Source organism: Candidatus Formimonas warabiya, from assembly GCF_002777255.1.
GTDB lineage: Bacteria > Bacillota > Dehalobacteriia > Dehalobacteriales > Dehalobacteriaceae > Formimonas > Formimonas warabiya.
The window spans coordinates 2,262,725-2,282,071 of the sequence record NZ_CP017634.1 but is presented as its reverse complement, the minus strand read 5'-3'; the positions used below and the strand labels follow the sequence as shown (position 1 = coordinate 2,282,071).

16 protein-coding genes are annotated in these 19,347 nt (G+C 49.0%); 8 read left to right on the top strand and 8 right to left on the bottom strand.

All coding sequences use genetic code 11. From position 1 onward, the window contains the following. Entirely contained in the window at positions 1-675 is a 675-nt protein-coding gene (locus DCMF_RS10665) for a response regulator transcription factor (RefSeq protein WP_148134418.1), read from the bottom strand. A gap of 342 nt (positions 676-1,017) precedes the next feature. On the opposite strand from DCMF_RS10665, the gene DCMF_RS10660 reads away from it, so the two are divergent. The 6 genes from DCMF_RS10660 (at position 1,018) to DCMF_RS10635 (ending at position 7,687) form a co-directional block, all read left to right on the top strand. Continuing rightward, the gene (locus tag DCMF_RS10660) at positions 1,018-2,187 is read left to right on the top strand and encodes a sensor histidine kinase (protein WP_214659259.1); all 1,170 of its coding nucleotides are present in this window, start codon (positions 1,018-1,020) and stop codon (positions 2,185-2,187) included. Then, entirely contained in the window at positions 2,184-2,831 is a 648-nt protein-coding gene (locus tag DCMF_RS10655; protein ID WP_148134416.1) for a response regulator transcription factor, read from the top strand. The genes DCMF_RS10660 and DCMF_RS10655 overlap by 4 nt, the downstream gene beginning before the upstream one ends. 364 nt (positions 2,832-3,195) lie before the next feature. Next, complete coding sequence (locus DCMF_RS10650) at positions 3,196-4,197, top strand: hypothetical protein (protein WP_148134415.1); 1,002 nt, start codon at positions 3,196-3,198, stop codon at positions 4,195-4,197. Positions 4,198-4,210: 13 nt separating this feature from the next. Beyond that, positions 4,211-5,146 carry an ABC transporter ATP-binding protein gene (locus tag DCMF_RS10645; RefSeq protein WP_236860241.1) on the top strand — a complete coding sequence of 312 codons (936 nt, stop codon included), beginning with the start codon at positions 4,211-4,213 and terminating at the stop codon, positions 5,144-5,146. 13 nt (positions 5,147-5,159) lie between these two features. Then, entirely contained in the window at positions 5,160-6,524 is a 1,365-nt protein-coding gene (locus DCMF_RS10640) for an ABC transporter permease (RefSeq protein ID WP_148134414.1), read from the top strand. Then, entirely contained in the window at positions 6,503-7,687 is a 1,185-nt protein-coding gene (locus DCMF_RS10635) for an ABC transporter permease (protein ID WP_148134413.1), read from the top strand. The genes DCMF_RS10640 and DCMF_RS10635 overlap by 22 nt, the downstream gene beginning before the upstream one ends. A gap of 15 nt (positions 7,688-7,702) precedes the next feature. Here DCMF_RS10635 and DCMF_RS10630 read toward each other — a convergent pair whose 3' ends face one another. From DCMF_RS10630 to DCMF_RS10620, 3 genes are all read right to left on the bottom strand, one after another. Next, the gene (locus tag DCMF_RS10630) at positions 7,703-8,932 is read right to left on the bottom strand and encodes a copper amine oxidase N-terminal domain-containing protein (RefSeq protein ID WP_148134412.1); all 1,230 of its coding nucleotides are present in this window, start codon (positions 8,930-8,932) and stop codon (positions 7,703-7,705) included. Positions 8,933-9,027: 95 nt separating this feature from the next. Beyond that, the gene (locus DCMF_RS10625; RefSeq protein ID WP_148134411.1) at positions 9,028-10,713 is read right to left on the bottom strand and encodes a helix-turn-helix domain-containing protein; all 1,686 of its coding nucleotides are present in this window, start codon (positions 10,711-10,713) and stop codon (positions 9,028-9,030) included. Then, positions 10,691-12,175, bottom strand: coding sequence for an extracellular solute-binding protein (locus tag DCMF_RS10620; RefSeq protein WP_148134410.1), 1,485 nt, complete (start codon positions 12,173-12,175; stop codon positions 10,691-10,693). The genes DCMF_RS10625 and DCMF_RS10620 overlap by 23 nt, the downstream gene beginning before the upstream one ends. Before the next feature lie 479 nt (positions 12,176-12,654). Here DCMF_RS10620 and DCMF_RS10615 point away from each other — a divergent pair, with 479 nt between their 5' ends. Both DCMF_RS10615 and DCMF_RS10610 read left to right on the top strand, forming a co-directional pair. Beyond that, on the top strand, positions 12,655-13,923 hold the full coding sequence (locus DCMF_RS10615; protein ID WP_148134409.1) for an aconitase X: 1,269 nt from the start codon (positions 12,655-12,657) through the stop codon (positions 13,921-13,923). A 1-nt stretch (position 13,924) separates the two neighbouring features. Beyond that, positions 13,925-14,338 carry an aconitase X swivel domain-containing protein gene (locus DCMF_RS10610; RefSeq protein ID WP_148134408.1) on the top strand — a complete coding sequence of 138 codons (414 nt, stop codon included), beginning with the start codon at positions 13,925-13,927 and terminating at the stop codon, positions 14,336-14,338. 166 nt (positions 14,339-14,504) lie between these two features. Here the strand turns inward: DCMF_RS10610 and DCMF_RS10605 are convergent, their stop codons facing one another. The 4 genes from DCMF_RS10605 to DCMF_RS10590 all read right to left on the bottom strand — a co-directional run bounded on the left by DCMF_RS10605 (position 14,505) and on the right by DCMF_RS10590 (position 19,199). Beyond that, positions 14,505-16,220 carry a sigma 54-interacting transcriptional regulator gene (locus DCMF_RS10605; protein ID WP_148134407.1) on the bottom strand — a complete coding sequence of 572 codons (1,716 nt, stop codon included), beginning with the start codon at positions 16,218-16,220 and terminating at the stop codon, positions 14,505-14,507. 237 nt (positions 16,221-16,457) lie between these two features. Next, positions 16,458-17,786, bottom strand: coding sequence for a sensor histidine kinase (locus tag DCMF_RS10600; RefSeq protein ID WP_148134406.1), 1,329 nt, complete (start codon positions 17,784-17,786; stop codon positions 16,458-16,460). Position 17,787: 1 nt separating this feature from the next. Next, entirely contained in the window at positions 17,788-18,474 is a 687-nt protein-coding gene (locus DCMF_RS10595) for a response regulator transcription factor (protein ID WP_148134405.1), read from the bottom strand. 134 nt (positions 18,475-18,608) lie between these two features. Continuing rightward, a complete protein-coding gene (locus DCMF_RS10590) occupies positions 18,609-19,199 on the bottom strand; it encodes a sialidase family protein (protein WP_148134404.1) in 591 nt (196 codons plus the stop codon). Between the last annotated feature and the right edge of the window lie 148 nt (positions 19,200-19,347).

Sequence of the window (19,347 nt, the reverse complement as noted above, 5' to 3'; positions counted from 1 at the left end):
TCAGTCACCCATCCTGTAGCCGAGCCCGCGCATCGTCCGGATATAGACGGGATTCTGCGCATCGTCTTCTATTTTTTCTCTCAGGCGTTTGATGTACACGGTAAGGGTATTGTCATTTACAAAATCCCCGCCGATGTCCCAAATGTCTTCCAGGAGCTGGCTGCGAGTAAGTAATTGCCCGTGATTGATGGCAAACGTGAGCAAGAGCCGGTATTCCAGCGCGGTCAGAGGAATCTCGGCGCCGTTTTTCGTGGCCTTCCCCTGCTTGACATGGACGGTGAGTTCGCCTATGCTGATCTCATCCTTTTCTTCGCCGCCCGCCCTGCGCAGCACCGTGCGTACGCGGGATAACAACTCCCGCAGGCGGAAGGGTTTTGCCACATAATCGTCCGCACCCATATCAAGACCCATTACAACATGGGATTCTTCGTTATATACCGTAAGGAAAATGACCGGCGTGTCCGACACCTTTTTAATGGCGCGGCAGAGGTCGTAGCCGTTTCCGTCGGGCAGCGACACATCCAGAATGGCCAGATCGAAGCGGCGGCTTTGGATTTCCCTCAGCGCGGAGGCAGCATCATAACAGGCCAATACCTCATAGCCTTCCTCGCGCAGGGAATAGGAAAGCCCCATAATAATGGTTTTATCATCTTCTATCAAAAGAATCTGCGGCATATCTACTCACCCGCTTTTTTTGATATTTTTAGTATACAACAATTACATGCTTTGGTATACGGACCCCAGAAGCCTGTAGCGGTACAGGCGCCGCATGTACGCCTCCTGCTACCTGTCTGCGGCTTTCATGGCTTCCAGCATTTCATCAGTTATATCAACAAACTCGCCGTTATGATTAATCCAATAATAGAGGCTCCCCAATTATGAAGGAACCCCTGGGCGCTTGGGCGGAGACAATTCCCGGGTCTAAGCGGGGAAGAAAAAATTTCATCTGGCCGGTTTGAGGACTTGTGTACTATAATGGAGGTGCAAGTTCCCAATCTGGAAAAAAGGACCGGGCAGATGAAAGATAAAAAGATGGCATTGCATTTAGGGAAGATCGGCGTCCTTTCCCTGCTTTTTTATGGGGCGGTGTACTTTGAAAATGCCCAGCAGGAGAGGCTGGTTGTCCTGCTTTTTGTTTTTGTCGCCTATCTTGCCCTGGGGATCGGCCGGCATTTCCTGCTCCGGAACAAGGACTCCTGGTACGCCCTTTCTTTTTTCCTGGATATTGGCCTGGTTTACACCCTGGAGGTCCATTCCAGGCTCTTGATCAACTACTTTTTTCACTTCTTCTACCTGATCATCCTGCTGGAAGCTTTTCTGACCTTAAAAAGAAACCGGGGACTCCTCATCGGCGCTGTTGCGGTGCTGGTATCCCTGATCAAATACGGATTTCTCATCTATTACAAATTCAGCCTAGCCACCGTGTCTCAAATGGTCTTTTTCCTCTTCGCCAATGTCCTGATCCTGGTGATGATCAGTTTTGCCCAATATCACAGGGAGGAAAGGGAAAAGAAGGATATGCTCTATCAAGAGCTTTTGGATACCCACAAGCAATTGAAGAAATATGTGGACGAGGTGAGCCGTCTCACCCTGGTGGAGGAAAGAAACCGTATCGCCCGGGATCTTCATGACACCCTGGGGCATCATATGACGGCGCTGATCATGCAAATGGAAATGGCCGGGCACATGCTGGAGACGGATCCGGGCCGGGCCGGGCAACTCCTGGAACAAGGGAAAAAGACGGCCCGGGAAAGCCTGGCCGGTATCAGGGAAGTTGTGGAGACTCTCAGGGGGGATCCGGCCCCTGTCCGGGCCATTTCTTCCCTCCAGGATCTGGTGGGGGAATTTTCCCGGAAAACAGGGGTGCAGGTGCAGCTGAGCCTTTCCGGATCCGGCCCGGACCGGGACCCTGCCGCCGAAAAGGCTTTATTCCGCATCCTTCAGGAAGCGCTGACCAATGCCGTGCGGCACGGCCAAGCCAGCCGGGTGGACATTGACCTCTCTTACGCCGGCGGGCGGGTGGATTTTTTGATCCGGGATAACGGCGGGGGAAACGCTGATTTTCAAGAAGGATACGGTCTCCAGGGGATCAGGGAGCGGGTGGAAGCTGGGGGAGGCCGGGTGGAGTTTACGTCCCGGGACGGTTTTACGGTGAAAGGCTTTTTAAGCGGGGAGGAAGATCAATGATTCAGGTGCTGGTGGCAGATGATCAGGATATCCTGGTGGAAGGCTTGAAAATGATCTTGGGTAAGGAAGGGGACATCCATATTTGCGCTACGGCCTCCAACGGGAAAGAGGCCTATGCGCTGTGCCGGCGTCACGCGCCGGATGTGATTTTAATGGATGTGAAAATGCCGGAAATGAACGGGGTGGACGCCACCGGGAGGATCAAAAAAGATTTTCCCCAAGTGAAAATAATTGTTTTGACCACCTTCACCGACGATGAATTTATCTACGAGGCCTTGAAAAACGGGGCCTCGGGCTACCTTTTGAAAGATGCCCCGCCCCGGGAGATTGCTCAGGCCATCCGCACCGTCTATCAGGGGGGAGCTTTGATCCCGTCGGAGGTAGCGGTGAAAGTGCTGGATCAGTTTTCCCAGATGGCCCGGGGACATGCCGGCAAAGAGCAAGATCCCAGGGCGGCGCTGCTCACGGAACGGGAAACCGACATCTGCCGCCTGGTGGGGGAGGGGAAAAATAACAAGGAAATTGCCCATGCTTTGTTTTTAAGCGAGGGTACGGTAAAAAACCACATTACCAGGATTCTGATCAAACTGGACCTGCGGGACCGCACCCAGCTGGCGGTATTCTCTATCAAAAATGATCTATGAAAAACGGCTTAGCCGTTTTTTGAGCTTGTTGAAAAACCCCCATCTACGTTGCGAAGGCCATGGACGGCCTAGTGTCGCGATGCCATGGATGGCAAGGAGCGACTACAGCTGCGCATTCTTGCTCGACGTACATTAGTTGGGGACATTCCCCTCACAGGGGTGTGTCCCCTAACCTTTGCCGCCTTCGCTGCAAATGCTTGCTGTGCCTAGTATCTGGGGGTTTTTGAACAAGCTCTTGTTTATGGAATGAAGCTGACGATAAGTGCCAAAAGTCATAGTTTTTTCACCAAACAGGTGCCTTTTGGGACCAGAAAAAATTTTGGGGGCTGGATATAATAAAGAAAAACCTACCGGAGGGAGTGCCATGAAAAGAGTCTGTCTTGTGGTGATCGGGGTTTTGCTCGCCGCTTTGCTGGCCGGGTGCACGGGAGACAGCCTGGAAAGCTATAAAAAGGCGGTGCAGAAGACCGAGGAGATCACCAAGGGGCAGGTGTCGGGAGATTTTACCCTGGCCCTGGATTTTGATCTCACCGGCCTTGAGGAAGCACAAATAAAGGACCTGGAATACTTCAAGAATATCAAAGGCAGCTTTCAGGCCACCTATGACCGGGAGGCTGAAAAGACGATCTGCCGCAACTATTTAAATCTGAACGGCTTAGGCTTTGACACCGATTTTTATCGCAATGGCCGGGAAATGTTCATCAAAATGCCCATCGCGGGCAAATACATCAGGCTGGACGAGATGATGGAGGGCAAGGAGACAAAGCCTCCGGGCACGGCAGAGTTTGATTTTGTGTCCCCGGAAACCGGGGACACCCTGCACCAAACCTGGTTGGCCCTGATCAGGCAGGAAGATGTGTTTACGGGCAAAAGTATGATTCTGACCACCCCGGACGGGGAGGTTAAAACCACCCGGTATGGGATCAAGCTCACGGACGCCCAGATTAAAGCCCTAATCAATGACACCTTTGCTGCCCTATCCGGGGATGAAAAGCTGAAAAGCAATTTTGACCGCCTGATCGAGCAGAATTTTGCTTCCCAGGACGAGATCACCTTTGACCGCTTGAGCGGAGAGATTAAGAAAAGCCTGGCCTCCTGCCGCATCGAAAACTTTCAGTACGATGCGTATGTGGATATTGACGGCTATATTGTCAACGAAATCATCTCCTTTGAGGCGAAATTTACCCCGGATCAAGCCGGCGGCGTTACCGGGATCAGGTACCGGCTGGAAACTAAGAACTGGGACATCAATCAGGAACAGGAGTTTAAATTCCCTGTTTTGACGAAGGAAAACACCCTGGACCCGGAGGAAATGGACCGGAACCTGCCCTTCGTGTTTAAAGACCTGTTCCAAAAAAAGAGTTAAGAAGGTGGATAGGATGACCTTGCTCAAGGTGGAAAATTTGGCAAAGTACTTTTCGCACATCAAAGCGGTAGACGGTATTGATTTTCAGGTACGGGAAGGGGAAGTGTTCGGCTTGCTGGGACCCAACGGGGCGGGTAAATCAACGACTATCTCCCTGATTTCCACCCTTTGTCCGCCCACCCGGGGAGAGATCCTTTACCGGGACAAAAGTATTTTGAAGGAGCCGGGAGCCCTGCGGCAGAAGCTGGGTATCGTGCCCCAGGATATCGCCCTCTATCCTACCCTGACCGGCTATCAAAACCTTTCCTTCTGGGGCGGCTTATACGGCATCCGGGGCAGGGACCTGAAGCAGAGAATCGAGGAGGTGGCCGGGATCATCGGCATTCATGACCGGCTCAAGGATAAAGTGGACCAGTATTCCGGGGGCATGAAGCGCAGGCTCAACATCGGCGCTGCCCTGCTGCACCGGCCGGAACTGCTCATTATGGATGAGCCTACCGTGGGCATTGATCCCCAATCCAGAAAGCACATTCTGGACACGGTGCTGGAGCTGAACCGGCAGGGCATGACCATTCTGTATACCAGCCACTATATGGAAGAAGTAGAGTATCTCTGCTCCGCCATTTGTATTATGGACCAGGGAAAGATCATCGCCTCCGGGTCCCGGGATGAATTGGTGGACCTGATCAAGGGCCAGTCCCAGGTGGCTTTGAAGCTGGAAGAAACAGGCCCGGACCTGGTGGCCCAACTGGAGAAGATGGAGGGGATTGAGAGCATCAAGGCAGGGGAGGATGAGATCATCATTTCCGGGGAAAATATCGAGGCCCTGCTGGCCCCCATTGTGAGCCGGATCAATGAAACAGGCCATCATATCCTTGCCATGGGTCTGAAGAAGCCCAACCTGGAAGCGGTGTTTCTACATTTGACGGGAAAAACCTTGCGGGATTGAGGAGCAGAAGGACATGAAAATCTTACGCATGATCGGGAAAGATTTAAAAATTCTTTTGAGCGATAAAAAGGCGCTGGCGATTATGATCCTGATGCCGGTAATCCTTACTACCATCCTAAGCCTGGCCCTGAAGGGTGTTTTTGCGCGCGGGGGGGAGAGCGGTACGATTCCCCTTGTCGTGGTCAAAATGTACGACCGGGATCAGGATGAAGCCGATTTCTTGAAGACTTTACAGAGCGGCTTTTTAATGCAGGGGCTGGATGGGGAGACCCGGGCGAAGCTGGCCCGGAGCAATGAGAAATTAGACGGGGAAAGGATTTTTTTTGAAGAATTCTTAGGGAGTCCGGAAATGAAAAAAATGATCACCTACCATCTGGCCGATGCAAGCAGGGCCCGGCAAGAACTCAAAGAAGGAAAGGTAGCTGCCCTTCTGATCCTGCCGGAGCATTTTATCTATGACATGAAAATGAATATGCTCACCCCTTTCCGGAACCAGGTGGAGCTCCGGGTGGTCAGCAACCCGGAACAGCAGATCAGGGGCCAAATCGTGCACCGCATCGTCGCCGCCTTTGCCGATACCCTTTCCTCTGTGATCATCGGCAAGAACGTGCTGATCGAGACGGCGCTGGAGCGGGATCTGGGCGGGGAAGCCATGGAGCGCATGGAGACCCTGGTGGAAAGCATGAGTGACGATCTGAAAAAAATCCGGGTGGATGTGGAAAATATGCCTGTAGAGGGAAAAAGGCAGGTATCCAGTTTTGACTATTATGGGGCCGCGATCATGGCCATGTTTATTTTGTTCGCCGCCGGCCACGGGGGGAGACTGCTTTTGGAAGAGAAACAAAATACCACTTACCAGAGAATGGTCATCGCGGGCACGTCCAAACTCGCTATGCTCACCGGGAAATTTTTCACCGTCTTTTTGTTCGTCCTGATCCAGACCGCCGTGATGATCACCTTTTCCGGGCTGACCCTAAAAGTGCATTGGGGAAATATGCTTTTGGTCACGCTGATCAGCCTTTGCGCCGCCTTTGCCGTGGCCGGGGCAGGCCTATTGATTGCGGTGGCGGCCTTTCGGGCGGAAAACGACCGTGTCGCCAATATTTTTGAGACGGCGGTGATCCAAACCATGGCCCTGCTGGGGGGGAGCTTTATCCCTGTGGAACTTTTGCCTTCTTTTATGCAAAAGCTGAGCATCTTCTCCCTCAATGGCATCGCTTTAAAGTCCTATCTGAAGGTGATGATGGGATATGGGTTTGATGAAATCAGGACCTATTTGTTTTTGCTTGTATGTGTGGGAACGGCATTGACCCTGGGGGCAATCTGGCTATTCTATATGAGGGGTAGGGATGAGAGATGCGCCATATCATCAAATTAAGGCTGATCAGGCTGCGGGACGACTATCTGGTGTTTATCCTGATGACAGCAATGGCCTTAGGGCTGACCTTCATCTTCGGCACCTCTATGGGTCAGTATCAGCCCAGGGTATTGATTGTGGATGAGGACGGGAGTACTTTCTCCCGGATGCTGGCCGATGAGATCAAAGAGGGGGGCGGGTTTCGGTTTCAGGAATCCGATTATGCCGGCGCGGTGAAAGCCGTGGAGGAAGGCAGCGTCCTGACTGCCCTTGTCATTGAAAAGGGCTTTGCAGGAGACATCCGGACAGGAAACAAGCTTTCCCTGGGCATGATCAAGGTGAAGGATGACATCAACATCCTCACCTTGGAGCAACAGGTCACGGGTACGGCCTCAAAAATGGCGGGCAGCCAAAGGATTGCCGAGATGACGGCGGACTTTATCAGCACCTACCAAGGGGCTGCCGGAAGGGAAGCCCTGGCCGCCCAGGCCTATGACCGGGTGATGGACGCCTGGAAGTATCGCAATCCCCTCACTGTGCGGGCAGAGACCATGGAAATCCAGGATGCGCCCCAGGATGACAATATGAAGCATACCGTGATCGGCTTTTCCCTTTTCTTTTCCATGTATACCATGGTCTTCGGTATCGGCACAATCTTATACGATAAACAACATAAAACCTGGCAGAGAATGCTGGTCTCCCCGGTATCCAGGACCGCCATTCTGGGGGGAAGCATGGTGGCCGCTTATTTGATCGGGGCGATCCAGCTGGGGGTCCTGATCCTGGCGGGAAAATACCTTTTCGGCATGGACTGGGGGCGAAGTCTGGCCGGCGTTTTGACGGTATCCGCCGCCTTTGTTTTTGCCGTGACCAGTTTAGGCCTCTTTTTATCAGGCCTTGTGAAAACCCATGCCCAATTGTCCGCCCTGACGCCGGTGGTGTTGACCAGTACGGCAATGCTGGGCGGATGCATGTGGCCCCTGGAGATTGTCAATTCCAAGATTCTATTGGTCTTGGCCAATCTCACCCCTCAAAAATGGGCCATCCAGGGCATGGAAAGAATCGCCAGCTACGGCCAGGGCTTCGATGCCGCCATCCTGCCCACCCTGGTGCTGCTGGCCATGGGCCTGGGGTATTTTATCGCCGGGGTCAAACTGATCGGGCGGGAAAAGTCGCTTAATTAAAAAGGATGACTTCACTTATGGTAAGACCCCTGCCTCCCCGGTATGTCGATTGTAGGTTAATTCCTTATAATCATTATCCTTGCTGTCGACCGGACTATCGTACCAGAACACCAGGCTGCTGCCATTGGTCGACTCGCCGGCGAATACCAACACGTCGCCGGGATAAGGGACATCATTGTTCAGGGCATAATCCAGGTCTTTGCCGGTCAACAGTTTTTTGCACATCTCCACCGTGGAATAGTCCTCCAAATTAATCAGCGTCAAGAATCCTGTCCGATTGGGCCGGACGACCAGATAATCCTTGCCGGCCCCCAAAACCGAATAGTTTTCATCCTTGCCTACCAACGCGGGCAGATCATATTCCTGAACCGCTTTCCCTTCAGCGTCGAACACGGTCAGCATCCTGCCGTCCGTCAATAACATATTTTCCACATACCTATTGGCATTTTGATCCAGGTACTGATAGTAGGTCATGTTTTTCTCATAGCGCTGCAAGTAGCTCGCCTTCTTCTGGCTAACGATCTTATTGTCGTGGACAAGAACGCCATAAGCGTCGTAATTGATATGAGACTCCCCATAATTGTCCGTGACGGTGACAATCATATTACCTGAACTGCCCAGCCACGCATCGATGGATACGAAATCATGAATATCGGCATCAAGCTTGCCCACGCAAACCGGGGATTGCTCATAGGGATGGGCGATGTAAAGGTCTCCTGTCCTGCCATTCAGCCAGATTGTGCTATTGGCCCCGACCCCTTTTACGTAATCATCTGATTGTATAATGCGCACCATTTTGGTTGAACTGTCCCATGCAACACCGGCCCCGGTAGCCTCAGAAAAAAAACGCAAAGGAGCAAAAATCCGATCATGGACAATCCGCAATGGCGCCGTCAATGGAATGGCATTTCCATTAACAGTTGCTTGCGTCGAGCCGTAATTCAGCTTAACGATAAGTTTCGGGTAAGTCATCGTCACGCTTTTGGTGGAAAAACTCCAGAATACGACGGTTCCAAGCAATTCTCCCATATCTCGTACAGGCAGGTATACAGCACCATTGTCGATAAATGGAGCGGACTGGGGAGAGAATTCACGTCCATTTAGGGTGATCTTGATGCCGTCTGAGGCTGGAGCATCTGTGGCGGGCGTTGCTGCTGCAGAAGCGGAGATGGGAATGGTCAGAGCGATAGCCGCGGCAAGAGCAACGGTGGAGACGAGAGAGGGCAGTCGTGATTTGCGCAGCATGGGATACGGCCTCCTTTTCCATATTTACATTCTCTATTCTGACGTTCTAAAAGAACAAAATGTTCCATAATTTGTTAAACCGGAGTTTATCTATCTTACTCCTGATTTTCCAGCATCAGCTTATAACAGTATACGAGCAGTTCCGCACGGGAGCTGACATTCATTTTGGCATAGATCTTTTTGTTATGTGACTTGACCGTATTGATGCTGATGAATAAGATTTTACTGATCTCTTTGGCGGTATGCCCTTTGATGTACAGGTCAAAAACCTCCCGTTCTGCTCGGGAGAGAGTTTCCAACTGTTGGGTAAATTCTGTCAGGGGGATTTTGTCCAGATCCCACGGAGTTTGCCCGGCCATGGGGACAGCCTGCTCGGAGACCATAGCCGTATCGGCCCGCACGTTTTTTGTGGGCTCGTAGGGATGCTGCTTTAAAAATTCAATAAAGTCGTCAATTTCCGGAATGTTTGTTTTGCTTGCCGGCAGCCCGCATTCTTTGATTTTATTGAGCGTATTGACAATCGGTTCCACATAATGCCTGCTTGTATAGTATGAGGCGACAATCCCCAGGGTGAGTAAGCTCAAAAACGCCGCCAAGGCCAAATAAGCCTGATGGGTCTTTTTTTCTACATCTGTCTGGGGGACAAGGGCCGTTAACACCCATTTTTCATCTTTGTAAACGCTTTTCGAGGGATAGAGACTGACTGTTGTGTCCAAGCCGAGCATGCCGCTTTGGCTGGAAACATCAAAATAGTATTGTTTAAAATTCTCTTTGTTTTTGGGGGGATCGGTAGATAACAGGTAATCCTGCCCGTCCTCCGGCAGCCAGCCTGAATTATCTGAGATCAACCCGGCGTTTTTCATGCTGATTCCCTTGGCATCCGAACTGGAAAAAAGAAGTACCATCTCATCGGATAGAGAAGATACAGGGGGAGGCATCAGTTTTTCAAAAAATGTTCTGGATATTTCAAGGCCACAAACCCCGTAAGGAATACCATGCTGATCAACCAGGGGCACGGAAAATGCCATCGCTTGCTCACCGTGTTCGGCAGGCTTAAAAAAGGGACTCCAGTAGCCCAGATTTTGCAGCTCGGCCCCCTTATTTCTTGCCGCTGCGGCCAAGGGGATCTGATAAAAATCCGTCCTCCTTTCCTCCTTCTGGATGCCTGTATCATATTCCAGTTCCCACTCCGTGTGCAGGTACATGCCGTTTTCCCGGGCGATCGCGGGCGGACCGTAAAGCAGAAACAGGGCATCGGAGCTATATGGCATCACATTCGGATCCATGTCAATGATATAGAACCCTGCTTTGCTGTCCCGGGCCTGACTTAAATTGGGGTTTACTGTGGCATCCAAAAAGACAAACACACCGCTGACATTTGTTTTCTGCATGGCAAAGACAGCTTTTTCAACTTCTCTGCCCAGTATGGTTTCAAGAAGCTGGGGATGGGATTTGAGCTCGGAAATGGTCAGTCCCCGGGTGGCAAGATTTTTTTCCATGCTTTTATTTATTCTCTCTGCCAGTTCAACCGTGTTCGCAGAGATCACGGCATACTTCTGGGAAAATTCCATTGCGGAATCATCCAGCTGTTTCTTCACCAGCATATAAGAGGTATCATGGAAAACAGGAATCATGCCCGTGATCAATAAAACAGAAAAAATACTGATCAGCAGCGTAAAAATCAACAGGATCTGCAAAACCCACAGCCTGTCTTTCAGGGACAGGCTGTGAAAATTAAATAAGTTGTTCCGTGCGCCTTCAATCGGCTTTGCTAATTTCATTGTCCACCTCAACAATGAAGCGTTCAAACCTGTCTTTTGCCGTGATATCCTTTACAACCGTACCAAAGTCCTTTCCTGCCGCCAGTTCACGTGCAAAAGTTTTCCGTCCCTCTTGAGCGGCGGCAAGAAATCTATCTTCAAAGATACGACGCATCTTGTCGCATTTTTCAAAGGGCTTGTACGAATAAAGCTGGTAATTTTTCATCATGGCCAGGGCTTGATGGATCACCTTTAAGACATTGGCATATTCCGGCACATTTTTTAATTTATCCAGTTCCTGGGGCAGCACATGGTCCAGGGCTTCCTTGGTTACGGGCAGGTAGCCTGTGTTCAAAACAAACGCCGTATTGCGCTGGGGTTCGGTAAACCACTCTAAAAAGATGGTGGCGGCATATTCCTTTTCGGGTGTTGATTTGATGATGGCAACGCCGGCACCCTGTTGGGCGGCCGCCTTTTTACCCCCCTCAAAGACAGGATAGGGCAGTACTTTCAATTCCGCATTAAGCTTTGTATTATCTTGATAGGTAACGGTTTTGGGAAAAAAATTGGCGCCTGCGGTAGAGCCTGTGTACATGACAAGGTCGCCGGTCTGAACATCCTCGGAGCGGTAAAAACTATAGGCGCCAAAATAGCCTAATGCCATCGGCACATAGTAGAAGTCCCATATTTTCTCAAAGGCAGGGCTGGCTAGATTTACGGCGCCCGACTGGCCGTGTACACGGAAGAAACTGTCTTCGAGCTGGCGGTAGCCGACCACGGCAAAGTTGCTTACGGCGTCATAGCCGAAGAGCGCCGCGCCGTCGTTAGGGATGCCCGGTGTTTTTGCGTCTGTCCAGGAATAATAAGCCTGGGCCGTTTTCATGATGCCCTCGAAGGTGCCGAGCATTTCTTCGCTCAGGGGGTTTGCGGGATTCCTTCTGTTGTAGTCCTCTAAAAACCTGCTGTAGACGGTGTTGTTGATAAACAAAAGTTCTGTTGATTTAGCGATGGGGAATACACAGATGCCGCTGTCATCGGTGAGCCTGCCTTCTTCCAAAAAGCTGCCCACGTATTGATCGAGCCTTTTCTGCTCCATGTATTTTTCCACAGGTACAAGCTGCCCCATGTTGTAAAGGGTATAAGCCGTATCGGGATAAACCGTAGCCATGTCCGGCATCTTGGGCGCACCCGGTTCGTTGTTTGCCGCCTGGATGATTTTCTGATGGATGTCGCCGGAGTTATCCATGCTATAAGCCTTGATCACAATCCCCTTTTCCTTACCGGTCGTCCTGTTGAATTCGTCAATGTACGTATCGAATACTAATTTCTGTTCCGCAAGATAGTGATGCCATATCGTCAGTACCACAGGGCTGTCCGGATCAAGTTTTGGAGAGGATGAAGCACAGGAGGAAAAAAGAGGAAGCACAAGCAAAAGAGTTGTTAAAAATAGCCAGATCCTAATTTTCTTTAATGTTTGATTCATAAATTGATATCCTTTAATAAATGTATAATTTTTTCCCTTTTACCATTATTTATGACAAAATTATTCGTATCCAGTATATCAAAGTGACGAATAGTTTTCAACACAGACGGGGAATAGCCATGCCCCTCCTTTACAATCCCAACCCAATCAATTAACTAAACTGAAGAAATAGTAGTTTTCCAAAATTATAGAAAACACAAGGCTGGTAGAGAGGCAGACTGCAGGTGCAAAAAAGAAAAAATATGAATAAAATTTTGGCATAAAAATTGCTTAAATAATGATTGGGCATAGAGAAAGAGGTGTCAGATGGTAAGTCAAAATGTTGATCAAACAGGAGGTTTGGATGAATGTTCAACTAAAGGAATTGTTCCATAATGAATGTTATGGTAAATTTATTAGGATAAAAAAATTCACCTGTTTTACAGGTGGTATAAAAAGTCCTACTCTTTAAATGCTTTAAAAAAGGAGGAGAATGGGTTTTGAAACTTACTGATGATGAAAAACGCCTGCTGGATGGATCTGAAGGAAAATTAAAACAGAAAGCGATGGAATTTATTGTAAAATATGCCCAGGTATTGGGGGCGGAAGAGCTGTGCCAGGTGACCAAAGCCACCCTGTTTTGCGGTGCCCATCCTTACCTGGAGGTTTTTAAATCTGAGGATATCGATCTGATCATCTCGGAAATGTGCTTTTGCTCTTCGGAAAAAGTAATTCTCGATAAAATGGCTTGTTATTGCCAGTCTTGTGTTTCCCCTATGGATCCGGAAAAATGGGCACATCTGGGGGTTAGCGAGGAGGAATATCAAAAGAATCAAGAATTTCTCCGGCGCTATCTGGCTGCAGGCGTTCATCTCACGGGAACCTGCGCGCCCTATCTGGTGGGATTTATCCCGCTGATGGGGGAACACTTTGTAACCAGTGAATCAAGCGTTGTTCTGATTTTAAACTCTCTTTGGGGTGCTTGCGGGAACGGGGATGGGATTGAAGCCGGTTTTTGTGCCGCGGTGTGCGGCAGGACTCCTTTATGGGGCAATCACATCATGAGCAACCGGAAGGGAACCCACGTTTTTAAGATCGAAAGCAGGTCCGCCTCGGTGATGGACTGGGGTTTGCTGGGCTATACCATTGGCCGGAAACTCCCCTGCCACGCCATACCTGTTATTGACGGCAATTTTAGTCGTCCGGACCTGCATAAAATTAAAGCCTGTTATGCTGCCATGGCAGAAACCGGGGGCCCGGAAATGTGCCACATCGTGGGCATCACACCTGAGGCGATGACCCTGGACCAGGCCTGCGGCGGGAAGCCGCCCCGGGATGTGATGCCGATTACAGAGGAGGACCTGGACGAGTCCCTTGCCGATGTAAGTGCCGGGGGGCGGGGGGAGATCGATTTCATTAGCCTGGGCTGTCCCCATTATTCCATTGAAGAGATCAGGCTGGTCGCCGATTTTTTGGATGGAAAGCGGATTTCCTCCCAGGTGGAATTGCAGGTCTGGACGGTCTATGGCATTAAGGCGATTGCCGATCTGTGCGGGTATACGGAAAAGATCAGGCGGGCCGGCGGGGTCCTTCTCACGAGCAGTTGTCCGGTGACCCATGGGAAAATACCCCAAGGCGCCCGGGGCATGGCATTCGACTCTGCCAAACAAGCCCATAGTATTGCGCCCATCACTTCCGCACCGGTCTATTTTGGCTCGGCAGAGGATTGTTTAAAATCAGCTCTAAGCGGAAAATGGGAGGGCAGGTAAAATGACCAGGATCATATTACAGGGCAGAGGGGCCATAAAAGGAATCGCGGAGGGAAGAGCCTTAGTTTGCCCGGAAACAATAATGGGCTGGAATGGGATTGACGCGAAGACCGGACTGATCATTGAAAAGGGGCACCCTTTAGAGGGAGCGTGTATCAAAGGCGCCGTGCTGATTCTGCCCGGCAGCAAGGGATCAAACGGGTGGTCCATGCATTTTCATGCGGTGAAGATTGCCCAGGTAGCTCCCGCGGCCATGGTTTTTACCAAATTAGACTCTAAGGCGGCCGTAGCCTCTGTAGTTTTGGACATTCCTGTGGTCACCGATTTGGAAGAGGATCCTTTTGCATTCATAAAAACCGGCAACTGGGTTAAGGTTGACGGCAATGAAGGGATTGTTGAAATAACAGAAAGATAAAGGGGTTGGCCCCAGAGGATCAGGGGAAGGGTATAAACTGAGGGACAGGGAGAGCGTGCAAATATTATGTGCAGGAGGGCATGGCGTTTAAAATTTCGCAGAAAGACAACAAAAAAATCACCTGCACAAGAATCATGCAGGTGAAAGATATCTATGCAGGGGAAGGCTAAGTGATGATGACCGGCGGCCTGATGTTGTTTTTTTTCATGCGGTACTGGAGATTTTGCCGGCCGATTTTCAGTCTGCGGGCCGACATGGAGACATTCCAGTTGCATTCTTCCAGTGCTTTTCGAATCGTTTCCTTTTCGGTGTAATCGAGAATCTCCAAAAGGCCGTTGGCACTTGTTTTTATGGGTGGGGGAAGGGGATTCTCCCATTTGTGCCGCAGGCTGGGCGGAAAATGCTCCGGCAGGAGAATGCCTTCTTCATTAATCATGGTAATCGCCGATTCAATCACATGTTCCAACTCCCGCACATTACCGGACCAGGGATAATTACAAAAAGCGTCAACCAGATCAAAGGAGATTCTGCTTACTCTTTTACCGTACTTGGCGGAAAAAGTGTTGATGAAATGATTCATTAAAAGAGGGATATCTTCTTTGCGTTTGGCCAGGGGCGGGATTTCCAGAACCAATACCGAGAGGCGGTAATAGAGGTCTTTCCGGAGCATTTCTTTCGCCACACAGTGCAGGGGGTCCAAATTGGTGGAGCTGATAATGCGGCATTTGACGGGCAGTTCTTCTTTGCCGCCCAATTTGCGGTATTTTTTTTCCTGCACGGCCCGCAATAGTTTGGCCTGCAGGTTCAAGGGCATAGAGTTGATTTCATCCAGGTAAAGGGTTCCCTTATGGGCCTGTTCAAAAAGTCCGGCGGTCTCCACAGATCCGGTAAAACTGCCCTTGGTGGTTCCGAAAAGCAGGCTCTCTAAAAGAGATTCCGGAATCGCCGCACAATTTACCGCAATAAAGGGTTCTTTTCGGGTCAGGGGGTTTTCGTTGTGAATTCCCTGCACGAAAAGTTCCTTTCCCGTTCCCGTTTCGCCCCAAACAAGTACAGGGGCGTTGACCAGGGCTGCTTTTCTCGCCTTTTCCAGTACCTCCAGCATCACGCTGCTGTTGGTGACAATATCGCCCAGCTGGAAACGGGTATTGTTTCCCATATCCTCAATATAGGTGTTCCCCAGGGCTTTTTCCTGGACCTGCATGGTTTTGTTCAATAACTCCTGAATTTTCGTTAAATTCCGGCACACGGTAAAAAGGGCAATGATCTCTCCATTCTTATAAATGGGATAAGAACTGCCGATGGAATACAGTTCTCTGTTGTCGGCGGTAAGAAACTTTTGATAGCGGTCAATAATGGGTTTTTTCGTTTTCAAGATGGAAAGGTGCTCACTGACTTCTTCCGTAATATTATACACTTCGGTCATATGACGTCCCACCACATTGGCCGCATCCAAACCCTCAAATTTTTGGATTTGTTTGTTGTAAAATGTGATATAGCCTTTAGGATTGCTGAGAATAACCCCTTCATTGATCGTATTTAATATCGTTGAATAGCAATAGCTTTCTTTTTCCAGCTGGTCCAGCCTGGTGCAGTCGGAAATGATTAGCAAGGGATAGGAAAGGTTATCAAGGCTTACCATGCTGCTGGTAAATTCTAATATCTGGTCATTATGCTCAATCCGTTTGGAACGCCGCAGGGACTCCAGAGAGCTGTTCAAATTGTAATACGCGGCGATGTCGCTGAATTTACCGAAACCGGACCGGACAAGTCTCTCGGCCTTCTTGTTTACAAAGATGATCTGCAAGGACGGATCAAAAACAATCACCCCATCCTTGATCTTATCCAATATTTTTTGAAACAAAAAACTTTCATTTGCCATTTTCCCGCCTCCTCGATTTTCCGCCAGCCGTCATTGAAGAAAATATCTAAAACGATTATACACGAAGTCATGCATAAAATATATGCAAAAATGGCAAGGTCTTTGATTCGTGAGATATTCTCCATATTTTTTACGGGTGGTTTTGGGGAAAAACAAGTTGCGGTACCGCAAAATGTGAATAAAATTTTGGCACTGAAATGGAATAGACAGATGTTTTTTTCGATCCGTGCTATGGTCTCAACTTTTCCGGGGGGGATTTGGAGGCTCTATCCCTCCAAGTGTAAAAGTAAAAGTGGTAAACCCATCTTCCTCACTTGTGGCATGGATCTCGCCGCCCAATCTGTCTAGGATTGTTTTTACAATGGATAAGCCTAACCCATAACCGCCCCCTTCATGGGCTCTGGAGGGGTCAGCCCGATAAAATCGGTCAAAAACTTTCGGCAAATCTTGTTTTGCGATTCCTTTTCCGCTATTTCTGATGGAAAATATCACTTGACGTTTTGATTTTATCAGTGAAACACCAATCTGCCCCTTTTCATTTGTATATTTGATGGCGTTATCAAATAAAATCGTCACAGCCTGTTTCACTTTTTCTGAGTCACTTTTAACAATGATGTCGGGCTCTATGGAAGGGGAGAGATGAATCCCTTTTTCCATCATCACGGCTTCCATCGACAACATGACATCATGAATTGCAGTGCTGATATTAAAGGGCATTTTTCCTGTTTCTGAATGGATATCCTCTATCTTAGCCAAAGACAAAAGGTCGTTGACAAGTTTTGTCATTCGATCGGTACCGATTCTGATATAGCCAAGCCATTTTAATTGACTTTTAATGGTTTCTTCCTGATTTGCCAAAAGTGCGTCGTAATTGGCGTTTATGATGGAAAGGGGAGTTTTCAGTTCATGAGAGGCATCGGCAACAAATTGTTTCTGCTTTTCCCATGCTTCGGCAATTGGTTTAATGGCCCGGTTGGCAAAGTAAAGGCTAATGATAAAAATAACAAAAAGCATCATGAATCCCACGAAGATTAATGTTGTAAGCAGTCTAAAGAGTGTTTGACGGGATGCCGTCACATCTAAAAACACAATCTGATACTTGTCTTCTACCACGGTATATTCTTGCCCGTTTCCTTCCATCACATGTTTTGTCACTTGTGTGACGGCATATTGCCATTGTTTGCCCCCTAAGGTGATGGTGGGATTCTTCCCCTTATTCTTCCAGGCGGTCTCGGCAGCTTTCTCATATACTTCATCAGGCAGATCCATAAAAGAGTTGATGTTTAAAATCTTGCCATTCCCATCTACCTCGATATGAAATGAAGGGGGATCATCCGAAGAGAAATACTGGGCATGAGACATGGTTCCTTCTTTTTCCGGATGATCAGGTAAGTCGTTTCCTTTGATTTCTAATTGCATTTCAGATCGTGCGTTCAGCTTATTCTGGATTTCCGAATGGATGCTGTTGTAGGTAATGAAATAAACGGTCGCGAAGGCAGCAATCATTACCAGCGATGTCATGGACATATTGAGCATGAGAAATTTATTGCGCAGCTTTCTAAACATGCTATGCTTCATCCTTTACCATTTTTAACACATATCCTGCGCCCCGGATCGTACTAACGGAAACATCCGTGTCCAGCTGATGCAATTTTTTTCGTAAAAGTGAGACATGTATTTCTACATGGTTGTCTTCCGCATCCGTATCATAACCCCAGAGCTTTTCAATAATCATCTTTTTGGAAAGAATCATGCCCTTTCTTTTGATAAGAAGTTCCAATAGCTGGGATTCTTTTAGGGTTAGTTTGATCTTTCTGCTTTCACAGCCCAGCAAAAGGGTCAGTGGGTTCAGCTCAATATCTCCATATTTAAGTATGCCGCCATTAATCAGGTCCGTTTTCCTACGGCCCAGGGCACGCAAACGGGCTAACAGCTCGTCCGTGTGGAATGGTTTTGCCAAGTAATCATCGGCACCGCTGTCAAGACCGCGCACTTTGTCCTCCGTTTCACCTCTTGCCGTTAACAGAATCACAGGCGTGGCAATGCCCTTTTCGCGCAATTCTTTGAGAACGCTGATACCGTCCCTTTTGGGCAGCATAATATCGAGAATGATGAGATCGTAAATGCCGGAAAGTCCGCCGTACAGTCCATCCTCGCCATTATGGGCCAAATCAACACTGTAATGATTTTTTTTAAGAACTTGAGCGATCGCTTCCGCCATATACCGCTCATCTTCCACCATTAAAATGCGCATTTTCCTGTCTCCTTGTCCCTAATTAACCAGAAAAAATAAGATGGATCCACAGGTTAGGAGCTGATACCAGCCCCTAACTGTGGATGCTTTTATTTGGCTTACCACACCTGAGCAGATCTGCAGTTTTAGGACGATTAGTTCTCGATTGCCTGTCTGTTGGCATAATCCGTAAACATTACCGCGCCGTCTTTGCCTATTGTTACGCCGTCAGGAGCATTTTCGCTCCAGGTCTTACCGCCGTCCGTGGAGTAAAGCTTTACGCCGCTTTCCACTTTCACCATCAAGCCCATGCCATGAGCATCTTCAGACGGATCACCGTTCGTGAAGGTGAATTTGCCATCTGTGGTCTCAGTCTCTGTTACGCCGTCGGGGGCCTTTTCGCTCCAGGTTTTGCCGCCGTCTGTGGAGTAGCTTCTAACCCCGTTTTCCACTTTGCTCAGCAGGCCTTTCCCATCAGCATCTTTCGGGGGAACACCATTGGTGACGGTGATTTTGCCGTCTTTGTCGTTCACCGTTACACCATCAGGAACCTTTTTGGCCCAGGTTTTGCCGCCGTCTGTGGAATAGCTTTTAACCCCGTTTTTCACTTGAACCTGCAAAGAAGTGATAGAGCCTGCTGCATAAGCTGTTCCAACGCCTATTGCGGCAACAAGGGCCCCGCAAAGAACAACAGCACCCGCTTTTTTCTTTGTTGTGCCCAGCATGGATAAAATTTTGCTTTTCATGTTTATGATACCTCCAAAAAATTTTTTTGTAAGCAGCTGCCTTACATTTACCATCATAAACACGTGACCTTTAATGAACCTTGAATAAAAAAGGAAAGGGGAAAATTTTTTCTATCAGATTGCTTGCCAACGAAAATTGTAAAATTTG

Coding starts and splice junctions, on each gene's coding strand:
- DCMF_RS10595 (WP_148134405.1), bottom strand. CDS start 18,474: ATGCGCATTTTAATGGTGGAAGATGAGCGGTATATGGCGGAAGCGATC.
- DCMF_RS10630 (WP_148134412.1), bottom strand. CDS start 8,932: ATGCTGCGCAAATCACGACTGCCCTCTCTCGTCTCCACCGTTGCTCTT.
- DCMF_RS10625 (WP_148134411.1), bottom strand. CDS start 10,713: ATGAAATTAGCAAAGCCGATTGAAGGCGCACGGAACAACTTATTTAAT.
- DCMF_RS10655 (WP_148134416.1), top strand. CDS start 2,184: ATGATTCAGGTGCTGGTGGCAGATGATCAGGATATCCTGGTGGAAGGC.
- DCMF_RS10650 (WP_148134415.1), top strand. CDS start 3,196: ATGAAAAGAGTCTGTCTTGTGGTGATCGGGGTTTTGCTCGCCGCTTTG.
- DCMF_RS10600 (WP_148134406.1), bottom strand. CDS start 17,786: ATGTTTAGAAAGCTGCGCAATAAATTTCTCATGCTCAATATGTCCATG.
- DCMF_RS10590 (WP_148134404.1), bottom strand. CDS start 19,199: ATGAAAAGCAAAATTTTATCCATGCTGGGCACAACAAAGAAAAAAGCG.
- DCMF_RS10660 (WP_214659259.1), top strand. CDS start 1,018: ATGAAAGATAAAAAGATGGCATTGCATTTAGGGAAGATCGGCGTCCTT.
- DCMF_RS10610 (WP_148134408.1), top strand. CDS start 13,925: ATGACCAGGATCATATTACAGGGCAGAGGGGCCATAAAAGGAATCGCG.
- DCMF_RS10640 (WP_148134414.1), top strand. CDS start 5,160: ATGAAAATCTTACGCATGATCGGGAAAGATTTAAAAATTCTTTTGAGC.
- DCMF_RS10635 (WP_148134413.1), top strand. CDS start 6,503: ATGCGCCATATCATCAAATTAAGGCTGATCAGGCTGCGGGACGACTAT.
- DCMF_RS10605 (WP_148134407.1), bottom strand. CDS start 16,220: ATGGCAAATGAAAGTTTTTTGTTTCAAAAAATATTGGATAAGATCAAG.
- DCMF_RS10620 (WP_148134410.1), bottom strand. CDS start 12,175: ATGAATCAAACATTAAAGAAAATTAGGATCTGGCTATTTTTAACAACT.
- DCMF_RS10665 (WP_148134418.1), bottom strand. CDS start 675: ATGCCGCAGATTCTTTTGATAGAAGATGATAAAACCATTATTATGGGG.
- DCMF_RS10645 (WP_236860241.1), top strand. CDS start 4,211: ATGACCTTGCTCAAGGTGGAAAATTTGGCAAAGTACTTTTCGCACATC.